Origin of the sequence: Parageobacillus sp. KH3-4, assembly GCF_022846435.1 — a bacterium.
GTDB classification, from domain to species: Bacteria; Bacillota; Bacilli; order Bacillales; family Anoxybacillaceae; genus Parageobacillus; species Parageobacillus thermoglucosidasius_A.
Genome location: NZ_AP025627.1, coordinates 1,812,689 through 1,833,709, shown reverse-complemented (window position 1 = coordinate 1,833,709; position 21,021 = coordinate 1,812,689). Strand labels below are relative to the sequence as shown.

19 protein-coding genes and 1 pseudogene are annotated in these 21,021 nt (G+C 36.4%); 5 read left to right on the top strand and 15 right to left on the bottom strand.

What is annotated here, in order from left to right; genetic code table 11:
* Nucleotides 1-63: 63 nt before the first annotated feature.
* Together MWM02_RS09490 and MWM02_RS19620 are read right to left on the bottom strand one after the other, a co-directional pair.
* Entirely contained in the window at nucleotides 64-852 is a 789-nt protein-coding gene (locus tag MWM02_RS09490; protein WP_481861758.1) for an MFS transporter, read from the bottom strand.
* Nucleotides 842-1,117 (bottom strand): MFS transporter, encoded by a 276-nt coding sequence (locus tag MWM02_RS19620; RefSeq protein WP_481861771.1) that lies wholly within the window; start codon nucleotides 1,115-1,117, stop codon nucleotides 842-844. The genes MWM02_RS09490 and MWM02_RS19620 overlap by 11 nt, the downstream gene beginning before the upstream one ends.
* A gap of 454 nt (nucleotides 1,118-1,571) precedes the next feature.
* Between MWM02_RS19620 and MWM02_RS09485 the strand changes: the two genes are divergently transcribed.
* Entirely contained in the window at nucleotides 1,572-2,318 is a 747-nt protein-coding gene (locus tag MWM02_RS09485) for an enoyl-CoA hydratase/isomerase family protein (protein ID WP_003250473.1), read from the top strand.
* Nucleotides 2,319-2,617: 299 nt separating this feature from the next.
* On the opposite strand, the gene MWM02_RS19615 is transcribed toward MWM02_RS09485, so the two are convergent.
* From MWM02_RS19615 to MWM02_RS09435, 11 genes and pseudogenes are all read right to left on the bottom strand, one after another.
* Nucleotides 2,618-3,049, bottom strand: coding sequence for a LysE family translocator (locus tag MWM02_RS19615; RefSeq protein WP_481861770.1), 432 nt, complete (start codon nucleotides 3,047-3,049; stop codon nucleotides 2,618-2,620).
* A gap of 678 nt (nucleotides 3,050-3,727) precedes the next feature.
* Nucleotides 3,728-4,450 carry a hypothetical protein gene (locus MWM02_RS09480; protein WP_481861757.1) on the bottom strand — a complete coding sequence of 241 codons (723 nt, stop codon included), beginning with the start codon at nucleotides 4,448-4,450 and terminating at the stop codon, nucleotides 3,728-3,730.
* Between the two features lie 938 nt (nucleotides 4,451-5,388).
* Nucleotides 5,389-5,796: an NUDIX hydrolase gene (locus MWM02_RS09475; RefSeq protein ID WP_244403544.1), complete on the bottom strand. Its 408-nt coding sequence runs from the start codon at nucleotides 5,794-5,796 to the stop codon at nucleotides 5,389-5,391.
* Between the two features lie 524 nt (nucleotides 5,797-6,320).
* Nucleotides 6,321-7,385 (bottom strand): anti-sigma factor, encoded by a 1,065-nt coding sequence (locus tag MWM02_RS09470; protein ID WP_244403543.1) that lies wholly within the window; start codon nucleotides 7,383-7,385, stop codon nucleotides 6,321-6,323.
* The gene (locus MWM02_RS09465; RefSeq protein ID WP_244403612.1) at nucleotides 7,382-7,867 is read right to left on the bottom strand and encodes a sigma-70 family RNA polymerase sigma factor; all 486 of its coding nucleotides are present in this window, start codon (nucleotides 7,865-7,867) and stop codon (nucleotides 7,382-7,384) included. Before MWM02_RS09465 ends, MWM02_RS09470 begins: the two co-directional genes overlap by 4 nt.
* Before the next feature lie 863 nt (nucleotides 7,868-8,730).
* Entirely contained in the window at nucleotides 8,731-9,069 is a 339-nt protein-coding gene (locus MWM02_RS09460; RefSeq protein ID WP_244403542.1) for a hypothetical protein, read from the bottom strand.
* Between the two features lie 188 nt (nucleotides 9,070-9,257).
* Entirely contained in the window at nucleotides 9,258-9,710 is a 453-nt protein-coding gene (locus MWM02_RS09455; RefSeq protein ID WP_064551949.1) for a GNAT family N-acetyltransferase, read from the bottom strand.
* A gap of 131 nt (nucleotides 9,711-9,841) precedes the next feature.
* Nucleotides 9,842-10,531: a M15 family metallopeptidase gene (locus MWM02_RS09450; protein ID WP_064551948.1), complete on the bottom strand. Its 690-nt coding sequence runs from the start codon at nucleotides 10,529-10,531 to the stop codon at nucleotides 9,842-9,844.
* Between the two features lie 243 nt (nucleotides 10,532-10,774).
* Nucleotides 10,775-11,458, bottom strand: a pseudogene (locus MWM02_RS09445) (Type 1 glutamine amidotransferase-like domain-containing protein).
* 653 nt (nucleotides 11,459-12,111) lie between these two features.
* Nucleotides 12,112-13,455 carry an MATE family efflux transporter gene (locus tag MWM02_RS09440; protein ID WP_064551945.1) on the bottom strand — a complete coding sequence of 448 codons (1,344 nt, stop codon included), beginning with the start codon at nucleotides 13,453-13,455 and terminating at the stop codon, nucleotides 12,112-12,114.
* Between the two features lie 229 nt (nucleotides 13,456-13,684).
* Complete coding sequence (locus tag MWM02_RS09435) at nucleotides 13,685-14,368, bottom strand: Crp/Fnr family transcriptional regulator (RefSeq protein WP_064551944.1); 684 nt, start codon at nucleotides 14,366-14,368, stop codon at nucleotides 13,685-13,687.
* Between the two features lie 130 nt (nucleotides 14,369-14,498).
* Between MWM02_RS09435 and MWM02_RS09430 the strand changes: the two genes are divergently transcribed.
* The 3 genes from MWM02_RS09430 to MWM02_RS09420 all read left to right on the top strand — a co-directional run bounded on the left by MWM02_RS09430 (nucleotide 14,499) and on the right by MWM02_RS09420 (nucleotide 16,433).
* Nucleotides 14,499-14,729 carry a glutaredoxin family protein gene (locus MWM02_RS09430; protein WP_064551943.1) on the top strand — a complete coding sequence of 77 codons (231 nt, stop codon included), beginning with the start codon at nucleotides 14,499-14,501 and terminating at the stop codon, nucleotides 14,727-14,729.
* Nucleotides 14,730-15,016: 287 nt separating this feature from the next.
* Nucleotides 15,017-15,460: an OsmC family protein gene (locus MWM02_RS09425; RefSeq protein WP_064551942.1), complete on the top strand. Its 444-nt coding sequence runs from the start codon at nucleotides 15,017-15,019 to the stop codon at nucleotides 15,458-15,460.
* Nucleotides 15,461-15,767: 307 nt separating this feature from the next.
* On the top strand, nucleotides 15,768-16,433 hold the full coding sequence (locus tag MWM02_RS09420; RefSeq protein WP_064551941.1) for a haloacid dehalogenase type II: 666 nt from the start codon (nucleotides 15,768-15,770) through the stop codon (nucleotides 16,431-16,433).
* 1,471 nt (nucleotides 16,434-17,904) lie between these two features.
* Here MWM02_RS09420 and MWM02_RS09410 read toward each other — a convergent pair.
* Nucleotides 17,905-18,252 (bottom strand): pyridoxal-dependent decarboxylase, encoded by a 348-nt coding sequence (locus tag MWM02_RS09410; RefSeq protein WP_232509576.1) that lies wholly within the window; start codon nucleotides 18,250-18,252, stop codon nucleotides 17,905-17,907.
* Between the two features lie 778 nt (nucleotides 18,253-19,030).
* Here MWM02_RS09410 and MWM02_RS09405 point away from each other — a divergent pair.
* Nucleotides 19,031-19,519, top strand: a complete 489-nt coding sequence (locus MWM02_RS09405; protein ID WP_064551939.1) for a DUF6803 family protein — start codon at nucleotides 19,031-19,033, stop codon at nucleotides 19,517-19,519.
* 221 nt (nucleotides 19,520-19,740) lie between these two features.
* Here MWM02_RS09405 and MWM02_RS09400 read toward each other — a convergent pair whose 3' ends face one another.
* The gene (locus MWM02_RS09400) at nucleotides 19,741-20,355 is read right to left on the bottom strand and encodes a class I SAM-dependent methyltransferase (protein WP_244403541.1); all 615 of its coding nucleotides are present in this window, start codon (nucleotides 20,353-20,355) and stop codon (nucleotides 19,741-19,743) included.
* Nucleotides 20,356-21,021: the final 666 nt, after the last annotated feature.

Sequence of the window (21,021 nt, the reverse complement as noted above, 5' to 3'; positions counted from 1 at the left end):
CCGGCTGATTAGAGCATATGCAAGCCCAGAAAATATACATGCGAAACCCATTAGTAGTAGAAATTAGAATCCCTGTCTCATATCAAAAAAGTATCCGGAAAGAGCAGGACCAATCATGACTCCCAATATCATGTGTAGATTGGAAACAACCGAGTAGGTACCGCGTAAACTTTTTGGAGCTAAACGTAGAATGAACGTGGATTGAACGGGAAGCAAAATCATTTCTCCAAAGGTATAAAGGGTATATCCAATTAGCAGAAATGCCATCATGACGGACCAGTTTGATATCAAGCTGCGAAAATAATGCGTTACGCAAGCAATCTCGATTATACCCAACCCAAACATGATGCTTCCCACCATCATCATAGAGCCCATTGGTCGTGGGGAAGCCCATTTGGAAACTACATATTGCAGAGTAGCTACAAGAAGACCGTTATAAGCCATAAGATACGGATAAGGATTTTCAGGTCCCTTAAACCAAGGCATTTCCTTATCAAAATAGAGTGGAAGCATCCCTTCAGTTTGTGAAAATACTAAAACGATAGGTAATCTAGCGATAATAAAGGTGATCAGAATTCTGTCGCTTAACAAGGTGATGAAAGTTTTTGATGCTCCTTCGGTAATGGTCTTCTTCGTCTCTTCTGCTTTGAAATTTCTATGAAGGGTTTCTTCAAGTAGGAAAGCCAGCGTAATACCATATAGAATTAGAGAAGTAGCTGCAAGAATGAAAAAGAAAAAAGCAAGACCGTGGTACCAAACATAGGACCAACCGCAACTCCAATATTCATGCCCATTCTCAAAAAACCGAATACTTTCAGTTTGCTGGTTGTCTGGTGTTACGTCAGCTACCATAGCAGACGCTGCCGGATGAAAAAAAGAATTGAAGAATCCTGCACCAAAAGAAATAAAACAATAGGCAAGAAATGACATATCCAAACAGAAAAAGGCCATTTCCGACCATGGATAAAACCATGACGGGTTTTCTCCCAATGGAATCTGAAATCCTTCCTCCAACAAATGAGCCTATAATCATTGCAAGAGGAGATAGAGACATCATCACTCCTACTTGCCAAGCGGTTTCCATTTTTTCATTCATGTAGATTGCTAAGAAAGGCATCAACATAGCAAAAGTGATACTATTAACCATTTCACCAATAAATCGAATCCAGACGCTTCGGTAAAATCGAGGAAATTTTGAAAAATTTTAGCTCTAAACAACAGAATATTCCCCCTTTTCTGAATCAATTCTTATGTTATATTATATTATAAAAAATAAATACTAAATTGAAATCATTTTGGTATGCATCTCTTTGTCAATGGTTAGCATCCCAGTGAAGAGAGATTAACGATATTTGTTTTCTATCAATGGAGCAGGGAAAAAGCGGTGTCCTATGCAAAGAGTCAAGGGTATACAGTAACCTGTTCTCGTCGAATAATAGGGGTACCGCCAACAAAATGCGGATTTCGCACGTTAATTGCGGATTTGAAATTGTCATGGGCACAGGTGGTATCCGTTACAATGGAAATCTGGAAAAGGTGCCAGATATGACCTTCGAATGGAGGGAATGGAATTGGAATTCAACCATATTATCGCAGAAATAAATAACAGGGTCGGCATTATTACATTAAATCGTCCCGAAAAAAAGAATGCCATATCCATGCAAATGAGAGAGGAAATCTCAGAATGCCTAAATGCTTGGAAAACAAGCGACGATGTGATGGCTGTGATCATTACGGGTTCATCTTCTGCATTTTCCGCCGGATTTGATTTATCCGAATTTAACAATCCTGAGCAATTTGGCCGTTTATTACAATCATCGTCACAATACCATAAGGATATCTGGTTATTTCCCAAACCAACCATTGCGGCGGTCAACGGCGTTGCACTCGGAGGCGGATTTGATTTGGCGGCCTTTTGCGACTTTAGAATTTGTACGGAGTCCGCTTTATTCGGCCATCCTGAAGTTAAATTTGGGGCACCCCCGCTCATCACACCACTTCGATGGATTGTGGGAGAGGGCATAGCGAGAGAACTATGCCTGACGGGCCGTACAATTGATGCAAATGAAGCTTTACGCATCGGTTTGACAAATGAAATTGTCATAGATAAGAACATTTTAGATCGTGCTATAGAACTGGCCGAGACCATATTAGAAGCCCCAAATGATACGTTGCTTTATTTAAAATCATTTATGACGAGCAGCAAGCAAAAAGAATTTGAAACCTGCTTCTCCATCGAGCATGATGAAGCTTTTCGGAAGCTGCTGCTCCCCAAAGCAGAGGCAGGGTTAAAAAAGAATCACGGCTCCAAATCATAAATCAATGCAATATTTCTACCGTTTTTAGTCAATGGGATACACTAGAAGTAAAAGAAATCTTAAACGCACGTCGTGCTGGTGACAACAACTCATAGGTCGGCAATGATTCCCCTCCTTTTCTTTTGCCAGTATTTCCGCACTCTAACGAGGATTTTACCACTGTCTTATAACCTTGATTCGAACAATACGAACCAGTATCAAAAATAATGAGGATAAAAGACAAAAAACGGTCTTCCTATTTTCTCGGAGGCCGTTTTTTATTGAGGGATGAGTAACAACTTATCTTAGTCGCCATCTACCTAAAAATGTTTCAGATCAAGAACAGCGATTCCTGTGACAATTAAATTGATCGCACCGATTCGGTATATCCATTTTTGAAAGTTATTATTTAGAAATTGGGACACTCTGTCGGCAACTATAATATAAATGATACCTGTGAATATAACTAAGCTAAGAAATGTTAAACCTAAAATTAAAATCTGATAATAAAACGGCTCCCTTTTACTTATAAATTGAGGCATGAACGAGACAAAAAAGAAGAAACTTCTTGGATTTAAAACGGTAACCCAGAAGGTTTGAAATGTAGGTTGTTTAGAAATAGAGTCCTTATTGGTTTGTATCGGTTTACCTGTTTTAGCCCACATTTGAACACCAAGGTATACAAGATAAGTTGCTCCAACTAATTTTATTACATCATAAAGGGTTGGATAAGTTAGAAATAGAGCTCCTATGCCAGCAATGAGAAAATCATAGCTATTAAGTTACCTAAAACAATACCAGATATCATAAAAAAAGGCTTACTAAACACAACATGGGTAATAGTACTTCATGGATAATAAAGCCTTAAAGGAGAAAATTTATGAATGAAATTCTCATTAGATACGATGTCACAAAAGATATACTCGTCCTAACATCGAGAGATCAAACAGGAGTTTATAAACGAATTTGTAGCAACATGAATTTTCATAATATGTTAAAATACTTTCATAAGGGGATTTGATTTGGGATGATTATACCAACATGCCATCATTGACAGTTTACCGACCTCTTTATGCCATTTTGCACGCATGTAGAAAATGAAACAATTTCGAGGAATAGCTGACTATGGATACTGAACCTCCAAACGAATGAATTTTCATGAATTTAAATTTTTAAACGATAACTCCTCGTACGATATGATAATTAATTAAATCAGCCATACGATAAATGCACATAATCCGAACTGCAGTTTATAATATATATCGACGTAAAGCCATCTTCACCTCTTCAGCGGTGAGGAAGGTGCAAAGTTGAAAGCATCCTCTAACTTAACATGTCTAAAGAAATTCTCCTTGCATGCGTTATCCTAAAGTTTTTTTGATTTAGTTTTGTTGTAAGCAAAACACCCGCAAAATGCACGGGTGTTTTGCTTAAATAACCATATCAATAATTTCATTTATCCATTCAGTATTTTCTTCGACTCCGAGCTTATTACAAAGATTTTTATGAACTCTTTTAAATTCTGAAACTATACTTTTCATCACATTCATAATTTCAAGGGGATTTCTACCACATTCCCAACTTTCAAGGAGGAATAGTTGCCAAGCTTCTAGTTTACTTCTTTCACCTTCGTATTTTGCCCAATCGCCAAACGTATTTGGTTGGATTCCTACTTCCATATACCAAGCTGTTGCCATTGATAAACGTAAGTTGTCAATACATTTCAAAGCATAATAATACTCTTTTCTCATTACTCTACGATAAGCTTCATGAAAATACGCAAAAAACTTTGTTCGCCAAAACTCAAATTCTTCAATTGTTGGTTCATAGGATAAAGCCATGGATTTATCTAAAATATCTGCCAACATTCCGTCCGTATCTTTTACAATTTTTATATTTTTCAACCATACGGAAGGCTGAATGTCTTCAGGTTTATAATAAAATGTATCCACCTTAACGAAACAATCATAGTGAGCGATTGAATAAGTTACAAACGGACCTAAATCCTCAAAATAAAGAACATTTCCCCATTTTTTAGGACGCCTTTTTTTGTTCGAGATAAATTCTTGAAATTTTTCAGGTAATACCTTGAAATTTTTCAGGTAATACAACGATGCGGAGGTCAATATCGGAATACAAATCCATGCTTTCATTTCCGATTGAACCACCATAAAAAACTGCTAATACATCATTGTCGTTTAACAAATCTTTTTCGATTGCAGTCATTAAATCTTGACGATGCTTTGGAATTTCTAAATCTCTTTCTCGGTGCCTAGTTACAAATCCCACACATTGAATAACAACTCCTCTAAATATATTTATTTTTATTTTTTATATTTTTTAGAATATAAATCCATATTGATTTTATATATTAGATATTTAACATTTGATTCCTTCTTTATACTGCCCGTTCGTATTATAAAGTCAGATATTTCTGGTTGACCATTTTTTATATGGTTTTAATTATTACGGCAGACGGGGCAGAACGTCCCTGTTCGTGGGTCATAAACCCCGTCGGCTAAAACAGTTTATCCCCTGCTATAGAAACATGATTCAGGCTGGTTGGGACTTGTGATCTCGTAAACAAGCGAACCTATGATACTACAAAGAGGAATGAAGGGGTACCGGCCATTTCATTTTTGGAGGAAAAGATGTTAGAATGAATCCAGTTGTTGGTCTGGATGTTTAGTTAAATAAGCAAGCTCTTAATGCTCATTTATTAGTCTCCGAACCCAATGATTCTATACTGCTTAAAAGGTGCTCGCAGCATGACTACATGAGTGCATACAAAAAGCTTATAGTGTGATGCCCATTGTATGCTTTCACTAATAATATCTTTGTTAATTAAATTGCTATTTATCATTAAGTGCATCATAAACTGAAAAAATAAGAATGCCAAATTTGGCATTCTTAACTACAAGGTTTACTCAGAAAAGATTATGTTGCCAATAAACTCATAGTCATTAACCTGAATCATTTAAATACATGATAAATGAAAATTCACACTTCACAAATTCCTTTTCATTTGTTTGGATAGTGCGGTCCGCAGATCTTACGGCATGAACTGAACTCATTTAGCTATCTTCCATCTCTACTCTATACCCATTCTTCCAACGAAAACACGTGAAATGGCCGGAGGTAGCAGTTTTCGCGATTGTTCTTTAGTTGACCAACGATAATCGATATGTTCTTGCGAAAGAACGACCTCATGATGATCGCTTTTGCATAAGTATGTAAGAATGACAACTTGTCGCGTTGCATGCGTTTGAAACGTCGTCGCATATAAAATCCGCTCCACCGTCACATCCAATCCAACTTCTTCTTGGATTTCTCGCAACAGCGCCGCTTCTAAATCTTCTCCAAAGTGTATTTGCCCTCCGACTAACTCCCACGTTCCGCCGCCCACTTCATCATCATGAGCACGTTGTACCGTTAACACCTTACCTTTGTGTAAAATAAACCCTTTCAAAACTACAACAATTTCATTTAAACTTGTCATTTCAAGCACCTTTCCTCATTATGAACATAACACGGTTGCTTTCGCTCGATTAACGAATTTAATTTCACTTTTGTATCCATAGAATACTCTAAATGTTCTAATAAAATATATCAAGATAAATTTGGGATATTTGGTATTTGTTTTATATGTATGCATCTATGTCTTTTGCAACACGTTCCTATATTGAAAAAGGACAGCCTTAATTTGGACTGTCCTTTTCGCTTTTGCAGCAGTAAAGTTACGGCTTGTAGTTAATGCCTATACCAAACCAAATCATTCCCATACAAGAAACGATTAGGATGAAATGAAGGATGCCACCTAAATAGGAGTAGAATCGATCTTCTTTTAGGAGGCCAAGCAAGCATATGAGCATTCCGAACAATGAAATCCAAATGTAACTGATATCAAAAACAGGGATCTCCGCTATAATTTGTACATTTAACAAAATAAGCAAAAATATAGCCACCAATGTATTTAGCATATTGATTCTTACCATTCTCATTTTCGACTATTCCTCCCTTTTGCTATGGTAAATTGATCTGACCTAATCGAATCACGTTGACTTCCTTCATCTTTTCTAGAGACAAAACATCTTTGGCGGTTCCTGTTATAGCGATTCCATAAATCTTCAATTCTTTATGTTTTTTTATCCATTTTAGTCGCTCAGACATCTTTAAGTCTTTATATTCCGTTAGTTGTGTTGCCCATTTTTCGTTTTTGTTCAATAGCTCGAACCCTTTGACCACTTCTTCGTAATCAGTAAACGAGCGATTGAATACAGAATCTACATGCACTTTTTTGTATGGAAAGCCAATTGCTGGTGTTTGGATGAAATCTAAATCATTCCTCATCTGTTCCTCTACACCTGTGTCTAACGCAAGCCATGTTATATTATATCCTTTGAATTTTTCATTTATTTCTTTTAAGGAATAGGACCGATTCAGGGAAATATAGATTTCAACCGGCCAATCGCTCGGGAGAGATTCAATTTTTCTTCGTTCGTCAGGTAAAAAGTACTTGGTTTTCGGATGAATAAAGTTGGTTCCAATGTGATGAATCGAATACCCAATCGCTCGATAATTCGATTCTTTAGCAAACACATCATTGAAAAATAGTTTGTAAGTATCCTTGCCTATATAACTTCTTTTATCATCCATCCATTTATATTTGTCGGTCGTGACAGTCATAGTAAAGGGCTTGATCTCAACATCCACCGTATCGTAATCTACATACACATTTGGCGCTGTCATTTCACTCACCGTTCGAATGGTTTCAATAAATTCGTTCCCTCTGTTATGATCTCGCCCCCAGCCGTAATAAACAAAAGTAAACATAGTCAATAAGGGAACAATCGTGAGTATAAACGATACAACAAGCAGCGTATTTCTAAAAAAGAATTTTTGTTGGGCCTTTTTCATCATTTTTGCAAGATCGGCTTCCTTCATTCCTTCATCATGAAGGGTTTCATGGAGAAATTCATTGTATACGTCAAAACTTTCTAGAAGCTCCTCTATTTTCTGTTCTTCCTCTTTGCTTAGTGTGCCATTTTGATATTTCTGCAATAATTGTTTTAACTCGTCTTTTCTCATCCCTTCACCTCATTGCGTAATCGTTTTTCTAATTCCCGCCTGCCCCGAAACACAAGGCTTTTTAAATAAGGGAGTTTTACGTTTAACAGCTTCGCCGCTTCTTTGTAGCTAAATCCTCTTAAATCGACGAGCATAATGGCTTTTTGTTGCAGTTCTTTCATGTTAGACAAATGTTTATAAATCAACTCCAGCTCATATTTTTGCAAAAACGCGTTTTCCGTTTCTAATAATGGATCTAGCTTTAACGACGCAAAGAAATCATCCACTTGTACAAGCTGCATCTTTTTTGCTTTTCTGCAGTGGTCGATGAAGGTATTATAAGCGATCCGGTAAAGCCATGACTTTATTTGTACTATGTCGCTTATGCTGCTTACATGTAAATAAACCTTATAAAATGTTTCCTGCAGGAGATCCTCAGCCAAATGATAATCATTGGTTAATTTGTGTAGATAGCGAAAAAGGCATTTGGAATATAAGCGCATAAGTATATCCAATTCAAATTTATTGGCAATGGTTTCCACCCTCCTTCCGCTATAAAAGACGCATAAAAAACAAAAATGTTTCTGTTTTTCCAAAATTTTTTATGAAACATATGCATTAATCAGAAGGATCATTGGACATCATTTTGAAACAGCATCCATTACATACTTTAATTACTTCTATATAAAGCGGTTACCGCTAGACTTTTATGATAGCCCTCTTGGACACTGGATAAGGTTATTTTTTATTAGTGAAGCGATTAAATAAAGAGGATTTTGATTCGTATGAAATGAGGAGTGTATTCGAGGGAGCAAGCATGTTTTGCAAAATTTTAAGCTACTTATATGTCTGTTTTTCAATCTAAACTTATTTACATTTGTGGCTCACTTATAATATTTAAGACTTAATTTAAAATTTAAGCTCTGTTAAACAATAATGTTGATAATTTAGCAAATAAAAAAGAACCCATTGCTTATCAAGACCTAAATTATAAAAAGCCTTAAAAAATAAAGGAACGTACATATTAGTCATGTATAATATGTATGCTCCTTTTAATCTTTTACTAAACTAAACACCCGTTAGTTCAAGAAGTTTACTTTTGAAAATCTGCTATATTCCAATTCATTTTAGGATTAACTGTATCCATAAACTTCTTAATTTGTTCTTCACTAAAATCTTTTTCACCAGTCGAATTTTTCGCATATGATACAAGTTCTCAAGTTTCATCATAAGGTTTCTTCGGTGCTTTCCACCTAATGCTAAATGTATAATCACCACCATCAATCTTTACTTTCATAATCAATATATCGCCATGAAGTATAAACTTACTCATTTCCATTTTTATATGCCACCTACTTTCGTGTATTTACAGGAGAAAAAGAAAGATTGCAACTACGGGCAGAATCTTTGAATAAGAATATTTTTTTGGTTCACTAATCCCCATTGCCAATAGCAAAAGAAAAGCAATGGCCAAAACCGCTCCATTTCCTATCAAGCTGATAATTGGCAGAAAGAAACGTTTCGTCATCAACCACGAGAACACCGCGAATAAAATACCAATAATTGATAAGATGCCATAAATTGTAATCACGAAATAAACATCAGCATTTGGACCTCTTTCAACATAGAAAATAATGATACTTATGATTACAGGCAACAAAGACGTGACACCTAATATATTTCCTACTTTTTTCTTGTCTAACACTATAACCCCCCTTTTTGTTGATAATAACTTTTTGAATCATAACCACTCATGCCGCATTTCGCGGCACTACAGATGATGGAAGTTCATTCGTTCTTCCATGAGAGACAACCATGCCGCATCTATGCGGCACCATCAAAAGAATGAAAATATTAATTTCAGGATAGCTTAATAAAAAACTATTGGATACACTAACTGATTTCATAAACTAACCATTCAGACAATTGGCCACCCATTTTGTTGTAAAGAGATTGAGCAACTAAATTATCCTTTGCAGTTTCCCATGTCATGTAGGCAAAATCATTCTCTCTTATATAAGACAAGCATGTTTGAAACAGTTTCTCGCCTAGTTTTTGCCCTCTTGCTTCTGGTATCACAAACAAGTCATTTAAAATAGCTATTCTTTTCACCTGAAGAGTGCTAAAGGAGAAATACAGGGTTGTAAAACCTAATAATTTTCCATCTTGTTCTGCAACAAATTGTATTCCATTCGCGGGGTTATCCAATAAATGCTGTATCAATCCTTTAAGTGACTCTTCAGTCGGTCTAGGTCTTTTATAAAAATCAACAATGTATTGATACATTAAATTTAAAAGTTGCGGAATATCTTCTTGATTAGCTGTTCTGATAGCTAAATCCCCCATCTCTTTTCCCCTCCATTGTATCTTTATAAATTTCTTTTAAACATTCCTGCCTCGTTAGCTTGAGAAGTAAAGAGTTGCCACAGCAACCCCAATGGAATCGTTTATTCATAAAAAGGTTGATTATGTTCTAGTCATGCCTTTTGTAACAGATTCAACAATTCTTGTTCTGAAACGGGATGATAAAGGGCATGATCCGCATTAGTCATTACAGCCCAGTATCTGTCACCGTATGACCAGTGCCACCATTCCGTGAAGTAGTTAACAAAACCAACAGACTGAAGAGCGTGTGCGAGGATCTGGCGATTTTGCATTGCTTGTACGCTGATGTTGGTTGCATCAAAAAAAGTTGCGTTGTCCGTTTCTTGTGGTATGGCATCATATGGTGTGCCAAGATCCAATTCGCTACCATTGGAGTCAATCAGGGTTAAGTCTACTGCACCACCTGTTGGATGAGGTGCTACATCAGGAGGTGCTACGTATTTGGATGCCTCAGCCATTAAATGATCTAAATCTTGATTTGAAGAATTTTCTTTTACCCGTTGTAATGCCCGCTCAAAGGCTCGCTGTTGAATATGTAAAGGCCTGTATCCTTCCTTAATGAGAAAACGGATACCTTTTGGAAGAAATTGTTTAGCTAAGGAAAGTTTATTAGCTACTGAAAGACGGACAAAAGAAAAGTAACGACTCCTGTTAGAAAGAGATGGATCCACAGCGATATCTGGATCAAAGTGAACAAGGTCAACAAATGGTTCTTGAAAAGGATGTACATTCATTGAGGAAACTAATGGATCACTCATTAAAATTTTTCTTAATTCTTTCATAAAATATCCCCTTCTTGTAAATGGTCTAGCTACCTACAAAAACTCCAGATTCCTCCGTTCAATCTCTCAGCAAACAAATCTAAATCTTTAATATGACCGACAACATTTTCTATTGTATATGATTCAACCCATATTCTCTAAAACATTCCGAAAATTCTATCGTAGAACTATACTGCTCCGTTGGCTACCCATAAAGTGGGCTTCACCACAGATGTTGGAGTTAATTCGTTCTTCCATAGGGGCTTAATAGGAACCCAAAAAATTCGTTTGAAGCTCTTCCTCTATAACCTTCCTCACCTTGTTATCCAAATAAACTTTATAAGCCTTTGCTTTTGGTCTAGAACTAACTATATTACTTATGTTTTGTTCGATATAATGGATGGCAACCCCGTCATCCGCTGCAATACCAGCTTGTACGTCTCCAGAATAAATTAGTTTATGATACGAAGGTCTTCTGTCTAGCTCTCCATCATAATGCGGACAATTACTACCCTTTAGAAAACCTAAGTAATTGGTTCTAATCCCCCTCCAAATGAATCTGTGACTCCTTCCTCGAACCAACATATAGAACCAGCACTGATGCCAGCTAAAACAATCCTAAAATATGATCTAACCCCCACTCCTTCCATAAAACTAATAAGTTTCTTGTATTTCCCCCACCAACATATATAATATCCTTCTCCAGTATAACTCCCTCTAAATCTCTTGTCGGCGGTTTAAATAAAGACAGTGAGAAGGTTTGCAATTTTGTTTATGAAAGAAATTATAATACCTTGATATATAATGATCTGAATCCCCGCTGGCCGTGGGGATAAAACAAATCGTTGGCGTAGTTTTCTTTGCTTGTTTCAATATGTACAAATCTAATAACGAGTTATCCCGTTCCATTGAGAAGCCTCCGCCGCCTAAAGCAATAATCTGTCGCATCTTATTCCTTTCTTTCTAAAAAGAACTACTTTTCATACCAGTAATTTCTACAAATTAAAATCAAATCCTTTTTCGACTAACCTACCCATTGGCCACCCATGCCGTATAATTGCAGTACCACCAGAAGGAGAAAAATATTCACTTTCAAGACAGTTGAAAAAGAAATGGTTGTAAGCAAAACACCCGCACTTTTTGCGGGTGTTTCTGCTCAAATAACCACATCAATAATTCCATTAACCCATTCAATTCAGGATTTTCTTCGATTCCGAGCTTATGACAAAGATTTTTATGGACTCTTTTAAATTCTGGAACTATCCTTTTCATCACATCATAATTTCAAGGGAATTTCTACCACATTCCCAACTTTCAAGGAGAGATAGCTGCCAAGCTTCCAGAACACCCATTTGCAAAAGCAAATATGACCAGTTGAAAAATGATTGATCCCCAATCCATCCCAGCACTATCCTTTTTTCTAATTGCACCATACGGAGAGAAGCGATGGTTGAGGACTTTGGCTGCATATCCTACTCATGTCAGGTCGACATAGCGCAACATTATTAGAAAGTAAAAACCCGATTTCCTTAGCGTAAGGAAATCGGATTTTTAAAAAGGTATGTAACAAAAATAGTTTTTTCATATACTCCCGACAATTTTTAGGTTTTAAATAGCATTTTCTTTCTAAAACAAAAGAATAAAAATAAGGCACGAATATACAAATCAAACGCAATAGATAACCAAACACCAGCTATCCCCATTCCTAGTTGAATCCCTAAAACATAAACACCCACGGCACGAATGCCCCACATTCCTATAGCTGTACTGTACATTGGACTTTTTGTATCTCCTGCCCCCTGTAAAGCACCTGCTAAAACTAAGCCAACAGCCAACGCTGGTTGAGCAAATGCATCAATTCTTAATGCTGTTGTCACCATATCGATTGCGTGTTTATCCGTGGTAAACCAAGCTGCGAACCAAGGAGATAAGAAAAACAATATAATTCCAACGAAGGACATAACTCCTACGGCAATTCCTGTGGTTAACATTCCGTATTTATAAGCTTCTTTTTCAAGTTTTGCTCCAATGCTTTGTCCTACCAATGTCGTAGCAGCTACAGCTAACCCGTAACCCGGCATATAAGAGAAGGTTTCAATATTTCCTGCAATCGTATGAGCCGCATAGGTTTCGGTACCGATACGGACAATCAATCCAAAATAGAGTACCTGACCCAAACGCATAATAAGCCTTTCTGCTGCTGCTGGCCCGGATAACTTTATAATTGGAGAAGTAAATGATTTACTTGACGTACCGCCAAAAATCGAGAAAGAAACTTTGGACTTTTTAATGTAATAATAAAGAGCGATTGTACCTAGAATACGTACAATTACGGTTGCCCAAGCTGCACCAGCAACCCCAAACCCATTAAACCCTAGTCCGAATATGAGGATGTAATCTAACGCAATATGAATAAAGTTAATCCACCAACTGACTTTCATTGGTGTTTTTGTATCTCCTGCTGCTCTCAGAATACTACCGAAAATAAACATGAGAGAAATAAAAAGGGACGTTCCCCCGACAATACGAAAATAAACGGCTCCATCAGCCCAAACCTTGGGTTCTGCACCCATTATTCGGAGCAGTGGTTCAGCAAACAATAAAGTAATAATACCGAATAATAAACCTGCTATAGAAGAAATCCAAGTTGATTGTTTTGCTACAGCCTTTGCCTTTTCAAAATCCCCGGCTCCTATATAACGAGCAACAAGTGAGGAAGTACCTACTCCGATTGCCATAAAAAACGCGATATATACAGCTAAGACAGCATTAGCCACACCAACTGCGGTAACTTCATTTAGTCCAAGTTTAGAAACAAAAAGAGTATCTACAAAACCAACCACAGTTTGAAGAGTATTTTCAATCATTGCTGGAACAGCCAAAGAAAAGATCGTTAAGATCTTTTGTTTTGTTGGTTGTTCCTGAACATGACTTTCCGAAAGCACAAAACCACTTCCTAACGTATGAAATTATCCAAATCTTTTCCAAATATTGGGTTTATGAATAAATATCAATAACTGATTTATAATAAAAGGGCTGATCAAACAGGATCATCCTTGCTTTTTCCTGTTCTACTATAAGGAGATAAAAGCGTCTCTGGATGTGCAGTAAAGCTTTATTTGCAGTTTATTGTGTCTATTTATATACCCCACTATTTTAGAACTGTGGGGGGAATTAAATATTTTCTTCAATCACTTCACTCGCTTTTGCAACGTTTATAGCGAATTGTTCCCCTTTTTTAATGAATCCTTCTTTCTTTAGCTGGCTGATGATGGCACTTACTGTTTCGCGTGTTGATCCGATCATGCTGGCGATATCTTGATGTGTGAGTTTCATATCAATTGTTTGCCACTCATTTTTTCGTCTACCTGTCTTTTCGCTGAGCTTTAATAACAAGTATAAAATTCGGTATTTCACATCACCAAGAGCGATTTTCTCGCTTAAGCTGTAAAGTTCTTTTAACCGTGTTGATAAAATATTGATAAATTTTAATGCGATTTTCGGATTTTTTTCAATGAACTTTTCAAATTCAGATTTACCTAAAATGCATAAATACGAATCTGTCATCGCTTCGGCGTAAATTTGATCGTCCGTTAATGATAACGTAGATGTTTCACCAAAAATATTTCCATCCACTAAAATGTCGACTGTAAATTGTTTTCCGTTTTTGTTCATTCGATATAAACGCACTTGCCCTTTTTTTAGTAAAAATAATGCTTCAATCGGTTTATCTGGAGATAATATGATTGTCCCCTTTTTTACAGGCTTCATTTCACTCATTCGATCAATAACTTGCAAGTCTTTCATCGGCAATTCATCCAATAAATTAATTTGCGATAATAAAGATAACTTATCCAATCAAGCACACCTCCTAAAAGCAGCCTTTCCTCTATACATTATAGACATTCTTTGTTCTATTACTGTAATCCATCTTACCGAATAGAAATGAAAAAAGCAGTATGTTAGTAATCGTTAGGAGGTTTTATGAATGAATTACATTCTTTACATTATAGATGGATGTCATAAATGCCAGCAAGCACGCACACATTTAATAAAAGAACAAATTCCCTTTCAAGAAATCAACATATTAAAAAATCATACCGCTGCAAAAGAGCTAAAAGAAAAGATCCAGAACATCGTTACACCAGTGTTAATTGCCGGCGAGGATGTTTTGGTTGGGGATAAAATTTTATCAGTAACGAAAGAGAGAAGAAGGTAAGCGAAATGGGAAAAAGATAATGGAGGGTCAAAAATATAGAACGAGATCGTAGAGCTTTCTTTTTTCATGATCAGACATATCGAGTAAGAAATGAATCAGCAAATCAGTCCAATATCTATTTTGCTGAACAAATCAAGTTCACCAATTTTTTTATAAAGGTTGCACACAACAGTCATTCTGTAAGAAGCATTACAGCTTTCATGTAGTGGAATATGTAAGATAGATTACAGAAACACATCCATAAAATAAGTATACTAACAGCGTAAATAAAATAAGGAGGGATAAAAATGGAAAATAAAATGAAAATTCATATTACGGCTGAAACAAACGGAATACAAACAGTGGCAAAAGCGGGAAAGCATACAGTCATCGTTGATGAACCAGTAAATATGGGCGGTAAAGATGAAGGAGCCAACCCATTATCCACTCTCCTTTCTGCATTGGCTGGATGTGAGAATGTGATTGCGAACCTTGTCGCAAAAGAAATCAATTTTGATCTTCAAGGAATTGAATTTGATATTACTGGAATTCTTGATCCGAGAGGGTTTATGGGAGATCCGAATGTGAAACCGTATTTTGAAAAAGTGCTCATTCATGCGAAAGTAAAAACATCGGAAACACAAGAACGAGTAAATGAGTTGCAAAAGATCACGGATCAACGTTGTCCGGTATTTACAACCTTAAAAGCTGCTGGAATTGAATTAGAAGTCAATTGGGCAAAAGCATCATAAAAGCTCGCTGTCATTATGCAGCGAGCTTTTATCACTAATTATTTACTGTTTTTTATAAAATTTTGGTGAATATTTTCCAAGCGAGCTTTCTATAATAACGTTGTGCGTAAATCAACAATGTTTCATTATTCCCTGCTGAAAGAGTGACTATGACTATTAACCTAAAGAAGGATATTCACTTGTTAAGTTAGTTAATATTTCATCCTAATTTCAATATAAATCTTTTCCACCGTTATTATTTTAACTATTGTGATTCTTTAGAGGCAGTAATTTAATTTACAAACAAGATTAACGGAGGGATGTTGAAATGAAGTATAAGGCATATATATTTGACGTTTATGGTACATTATTTGATGTTTACTCCGTTTCGAAGGCATGCTCTAAATATTTTGCAGATCATAGCGATTACATAAGCCGATTATGGCGGCAAAAGCAATTGGAATATTGTTTCTTGCGGCAACTGATGGGCGCGTATATTCCGTTTCATGAAGTTACGAAACAGGCACTGCAATTTGCGTGTGAATCATTACAAGTTTCTTTAACCAATGAAACAGCGGAAGATTTATTAAACGCTTATCATTTCTTATCCCCTTATCCAGAGGTAGAAGAAGTGTTACAAGCGTTAAAAGACGAAACACTCGTCGTCTTTTCAAACGGTTCTCCTGATATGCTGCTTCCTTTGTTGGACAATACAGGGCTGGGAAAGTATTTTGATTACATCATTAGTGTTGATGAAGTAAAACAATACAAGCCTTCACCATTAGCTTATCAACATGCGGTAAGCCGACTGAACGTAAATCGAGAGGAAGTATTGTTTTTATCCTCGAATACTTGGGATATTGCTGGAGCAAGCAAATTTGGTTTTCAAACCGCGTGGATCAATCGCACGAACAACGTAATGGACTTTCTTGATGTTACTCCTAACTATACATTTACAAATTTGTTAGAGCTTATAGAACATCTAAAAAGATAAAGAAACAAGGACCGGTCTTATCTCTGTCAAGTAGACAAATAGACAAAATAAAAAAGTCTATACAACCTTTCTCCGGTGGAATATCGGGGAAAGGTTGTTCTTCCTTTGGAATCGTTCTTTGTTATAAAGCACGACTAACCTGCTGATTCATTTCGTTCGACATATGCGACAAGGAGAAAGATAAAAGATAGTTCAACAATCTCATTTGCAATATGAAGAAAATTGTCTTATCTGCTCTTTTTGAACTTCCATTACCTGTTTTGTTTTTTCCATTTTCACTTGCCCTTTTATCATTTTACTTCTCCTCTCTTTTCACTAAAAAATGTGATCACTAATGAAACCGTCCTTAGTCCTTATCAGTAATAAATACAGGGGAAATGACTTTTTGACAGCTGAAGAGATTTTTTTCAGAAATATTGCCGCCATCCCTATGGTTATGATAAAGATCTCGTACTACAAATATTTGATACACGAAACAAAAACATTTCAGGAAGTATACTGATTCCAAGATCAGCTTGATTTTCAGCTAATTCATATTCGAGCTTTGGTGACACTTGATTTTTGATTTTCCTTTAAAATCCGCGCCCTACATTGTTATCGCTCCCCTACTCTGGAATAATAAACTGTTCTTCTTCCATCTTCAGTAGATACTGCTTCTTACGCTTTAACACTAACTTATTAGTAGATCTTATACTTCCTACATTTGTTATCTTGTTAGAGAAAAGAATAAAAATTAAAATATTTTAATAACTTTTGTATTAATCTATACTTAACAAGTAAAAGGGAGTTCTTTAAATAGAATATATATACTTACTTGTTTTACCAATAATAGGTGTTTTGTGGTTTTTAAATTTAACAAGCTTTTTAAAAAATTTACACAGTAATGGAAACATACTTAATCAAACAATACTAGGTGCCGTATTAACCTTTATCTTTACTTTTCTATTTATGTACGGGTTTTTAGGAACGCATTAATTATTCAAATACCTCCTGTACAAAAAGGATTGAACTACCTCCACTTACCGGCTAATGGACGATGGAAGTGGGGGATTCTTGCTTGTTTCCTTTGGCCGTTGTTGCTCAAAGGAAACAAGCCGCCCTCCTCTGTTCAACAAGAGAAGTAGCCATATAGGGATGTCCAAAGTGTCCCTTACGGAGGACACTATATACCTGCTAATACAGCACATATAGAAGGTACACCATCTTCCCTCGTAGGCATCCAAAGAACTCATTGCAATACACCATGTTAAAGCTGGCGATATCATCTGCTTTTTAATTGCTTGCTGCGACTGGAATGCACAGACAGGAAGTTGTTGATTTGAAGCGGGAGAAGGTTGATTTTAACAATAAAACAATCCAAATATATGAAAAAGTTAATAATAAGGAACGGCTTTTTCCTCACTTTTTACTGCCAATAAATACTAATACTCAAAGAGTTGAATCACCTTGGATCTTTCTAAATCACTAGTCATCAAATCCCTCCTGCTTTTCCTTCTTCAATCATTTTATTAATCTTTTTCTCTAAATCTGAAGTATCCATCTGAGAATTTTGATTAGTTTTAACCGCGATTACACTAGATGTTCCTAAACCAAGTAACATTGCAGCTTTATGAAGGGAAGTGTGGCTAGCTTCTGAAGCCAAGATAACTGGTTGTTCCATTAACCTAGTTAATCCTTCCTCTTTAACTGAAAAGCAGTGATTACGCGCCACTGCAAGAGCTTGTAAATTTGCAAGACTTCCGCCGCTTATCATTACTCCCCCACTCTGTTCATCGTAACCAAACATTCGGGCAATGTTCCGCAGCACTTGTACTTCCATTTGGGAAAATACAGGAGACATTTCAAGACTCAGCATGTTGTTATTAAGGCATTGTTGTTACAAATTTATGACTTACCGCCATTCAAACATTGCCTTGCTTTTATTTAACGCCTCTCGTTAGTGAAACATCATTCTCCACATACGCAGTACAAATTCCAACTTAAAAACATTCTGCACTTCATCCAAAATACATAGCTAAGACGGTAAGAAGGAATGAAGTTAAGCAGATGAATCTGTTCTTCCTCACTCCAATGTTTTGCCAATCTCCCCCCAACACAAAAATTTATAAGAAATATATTCTAAACAAATTGTTTTAACCCTTTTTCGAACTAGTGCTGCCTCGTTAATGAATTTCGTATAAAATCCATTCTAATACTTTCAAGGATAATTGATTATCATCACCTGCCATTACTGCTTTCTTTCCATGTAATAATAATTTTAATACAATCTTGGACCAAACAAATGAAACCATCCTCTTTCATTTGTTTACGAAGTTCTTAATTAAGTGAACCCTACATATCATGCTTGAACGTATGATGGCACCACCAAGGCAGCCGCCGTCCATATCCAAGTTGTTTAATACGGGGCATCTAGGAGGTAATCACACCAATATCACTGCTTCTCGTTGCTTCATCATATATTTATTCATTTACGTCTGCGGCAAAAGAAAATTATATTCAGTGAATCTTGTCACAAATCATTCTTAAAATTTCCAAAGAAAATGCACAAATTGTGATTAATGTTAGTAGATGTGTAAACAAATACAGGGGGTGATTGGATGAACATGACGCATTACATGGAACTGTTAGCAGTGAATCAACCTTGGAATTTGATTTTATTTATGGCTATTCCCGTTGCTCTTGCCGAAACGATCGCGATAACGGAACTAGCCATTCTTTTTACTCGACGTTTCGATGGAATGATCCGTAAAGTCAACAAAATATGCAGTATCCTTGCTGGTGTCTATTTTTTAGGAATTTTTATTTACTTATTTGTCAATGCCGTCATTCCATTTACATTGAATGGGGAATGGCGCGGATGGATTGATATCATTGCAGTAGGATTTTATTTAATGGGAGTCCTTCCATTATTGGGATTAAGTCTAATCGATTTAGGCATAGTCGGGCGAAGATGGAGCGAGGAACAAAAATTGAAATATCATTCCACTTTCGTTGGTATATTTTTAGTAGTAGCCCATATTGCCATGATTTTTGGAATGCTCGACCCATCGATTGGCGGCAACCATTCCCATCATATGCATATGTAAAAGTAAAAGAGGGTGTCCCAAAAATGATTGCTTTTGGGACACCCCCCACATTTCTAATTCAACATATTGCAGAAACAATTCTCGATTGTGTAAGAAATAAAATGTCAATCAAGGAACAATTTAATTCACATTTTGTTTAATTAGTTTCTTACTTCTTAGAAAAGCTAATTTATTATTGAGTGAGTTATAGCTGGATTTTCACTAAGACCAAGGAAATAAAACTATTTGCCACTCGATGGATTAACACCGATAGCACATACAGCTGAAACCGGCTTCATTTTTTTCACTTCAAGTCGAATTGATGTGAACCCTGCCGCTTTGAGATACTGTACTAATTTTTCCCCTTCTTGGCGTGCCATTTCATTAGTTGCACCCTTGGAGCGAGGCTGGAGTGTAATTGCAATCAGCCCGTTTGGCTTCAGCAAATTCCGTAACTCTTTTAATCGTTCAATAGGTTGCTCCCAGAATATAATCGAATTGATCGAAAAGATTTTATCAAACGTTTCGTTAAACACAGGAATATCCTCAATAGCCGCAAGCTGTAGCTTTACTCTTCCTTCCCGTATAGCGGCCTCATTTCTTTTTTGTGCTTGTGAAAGCATTACTTCTGAGGGGTCAATTCCTACGAACATCCCCTCCTTAATGATGCTGCTTATCTTCTCAGCTGCGATTCCGGGACCAAATCCAATCTCTAATACCGTATCATTGCTTCGTATATCCAATAATGACACGGTCCATTCGTTGATTTCTTTATTGGTAGCTGCCATAATCCTCCCACCGATGTTTCCTAAAAAACCAGATGGCCGACCGAATAAATTCATCAAGAATCGACTCATTAAAAACCTCCTCTAAAATGGATTCTAAATTGTTTTTTATATATAAAAGGAAGACTTCTTGATGTAAGTTTAGAGTATCAAAAGCTACTCTAAGAGAAGTTCGAATAGCATCGGATTTATAATCCTTATCTGCGATATTCCCCCTCTTTAATTACAATTGTCGTTTCACACGATCGGCCAATCCAATCAATGTTAGTCAGCTTAATTAAACCAGCCATTTTACCCTTAAGATATATTACGCCATATATTACACCTTTTCCTTCTTCAACTAATGCTGTCTGTTAGCATAATGAAAAAAGGATACCTTACCCACATTTTGAATCGCCTGCATTACCAATGTAATATCACTGTCTTCAATGGCTACATCCGATCCGTATTGGTGTCAATTGACATTTCCGATATCTGCTTGCGTAGGTGCCGGGGCATCATTGATTCCATCCCCATCATGGCTACCGTTTGCTTCTGGATTTCTAGTTTGTACCAAACAAGAGAAAAAGGGATGCCGTTTTACATTATCTCTACCTGTTACCTCAATAAAAGGGAGTGCCAGAAAAACGCGGATTTACAAATACTAACAAAATTTTTTCAAAAAACAGATTCCGGTACAATAAGAAAGCCGGGCTTTTGTATATCATTTGGAGGAACATTTTCATTATCGATTCCCGG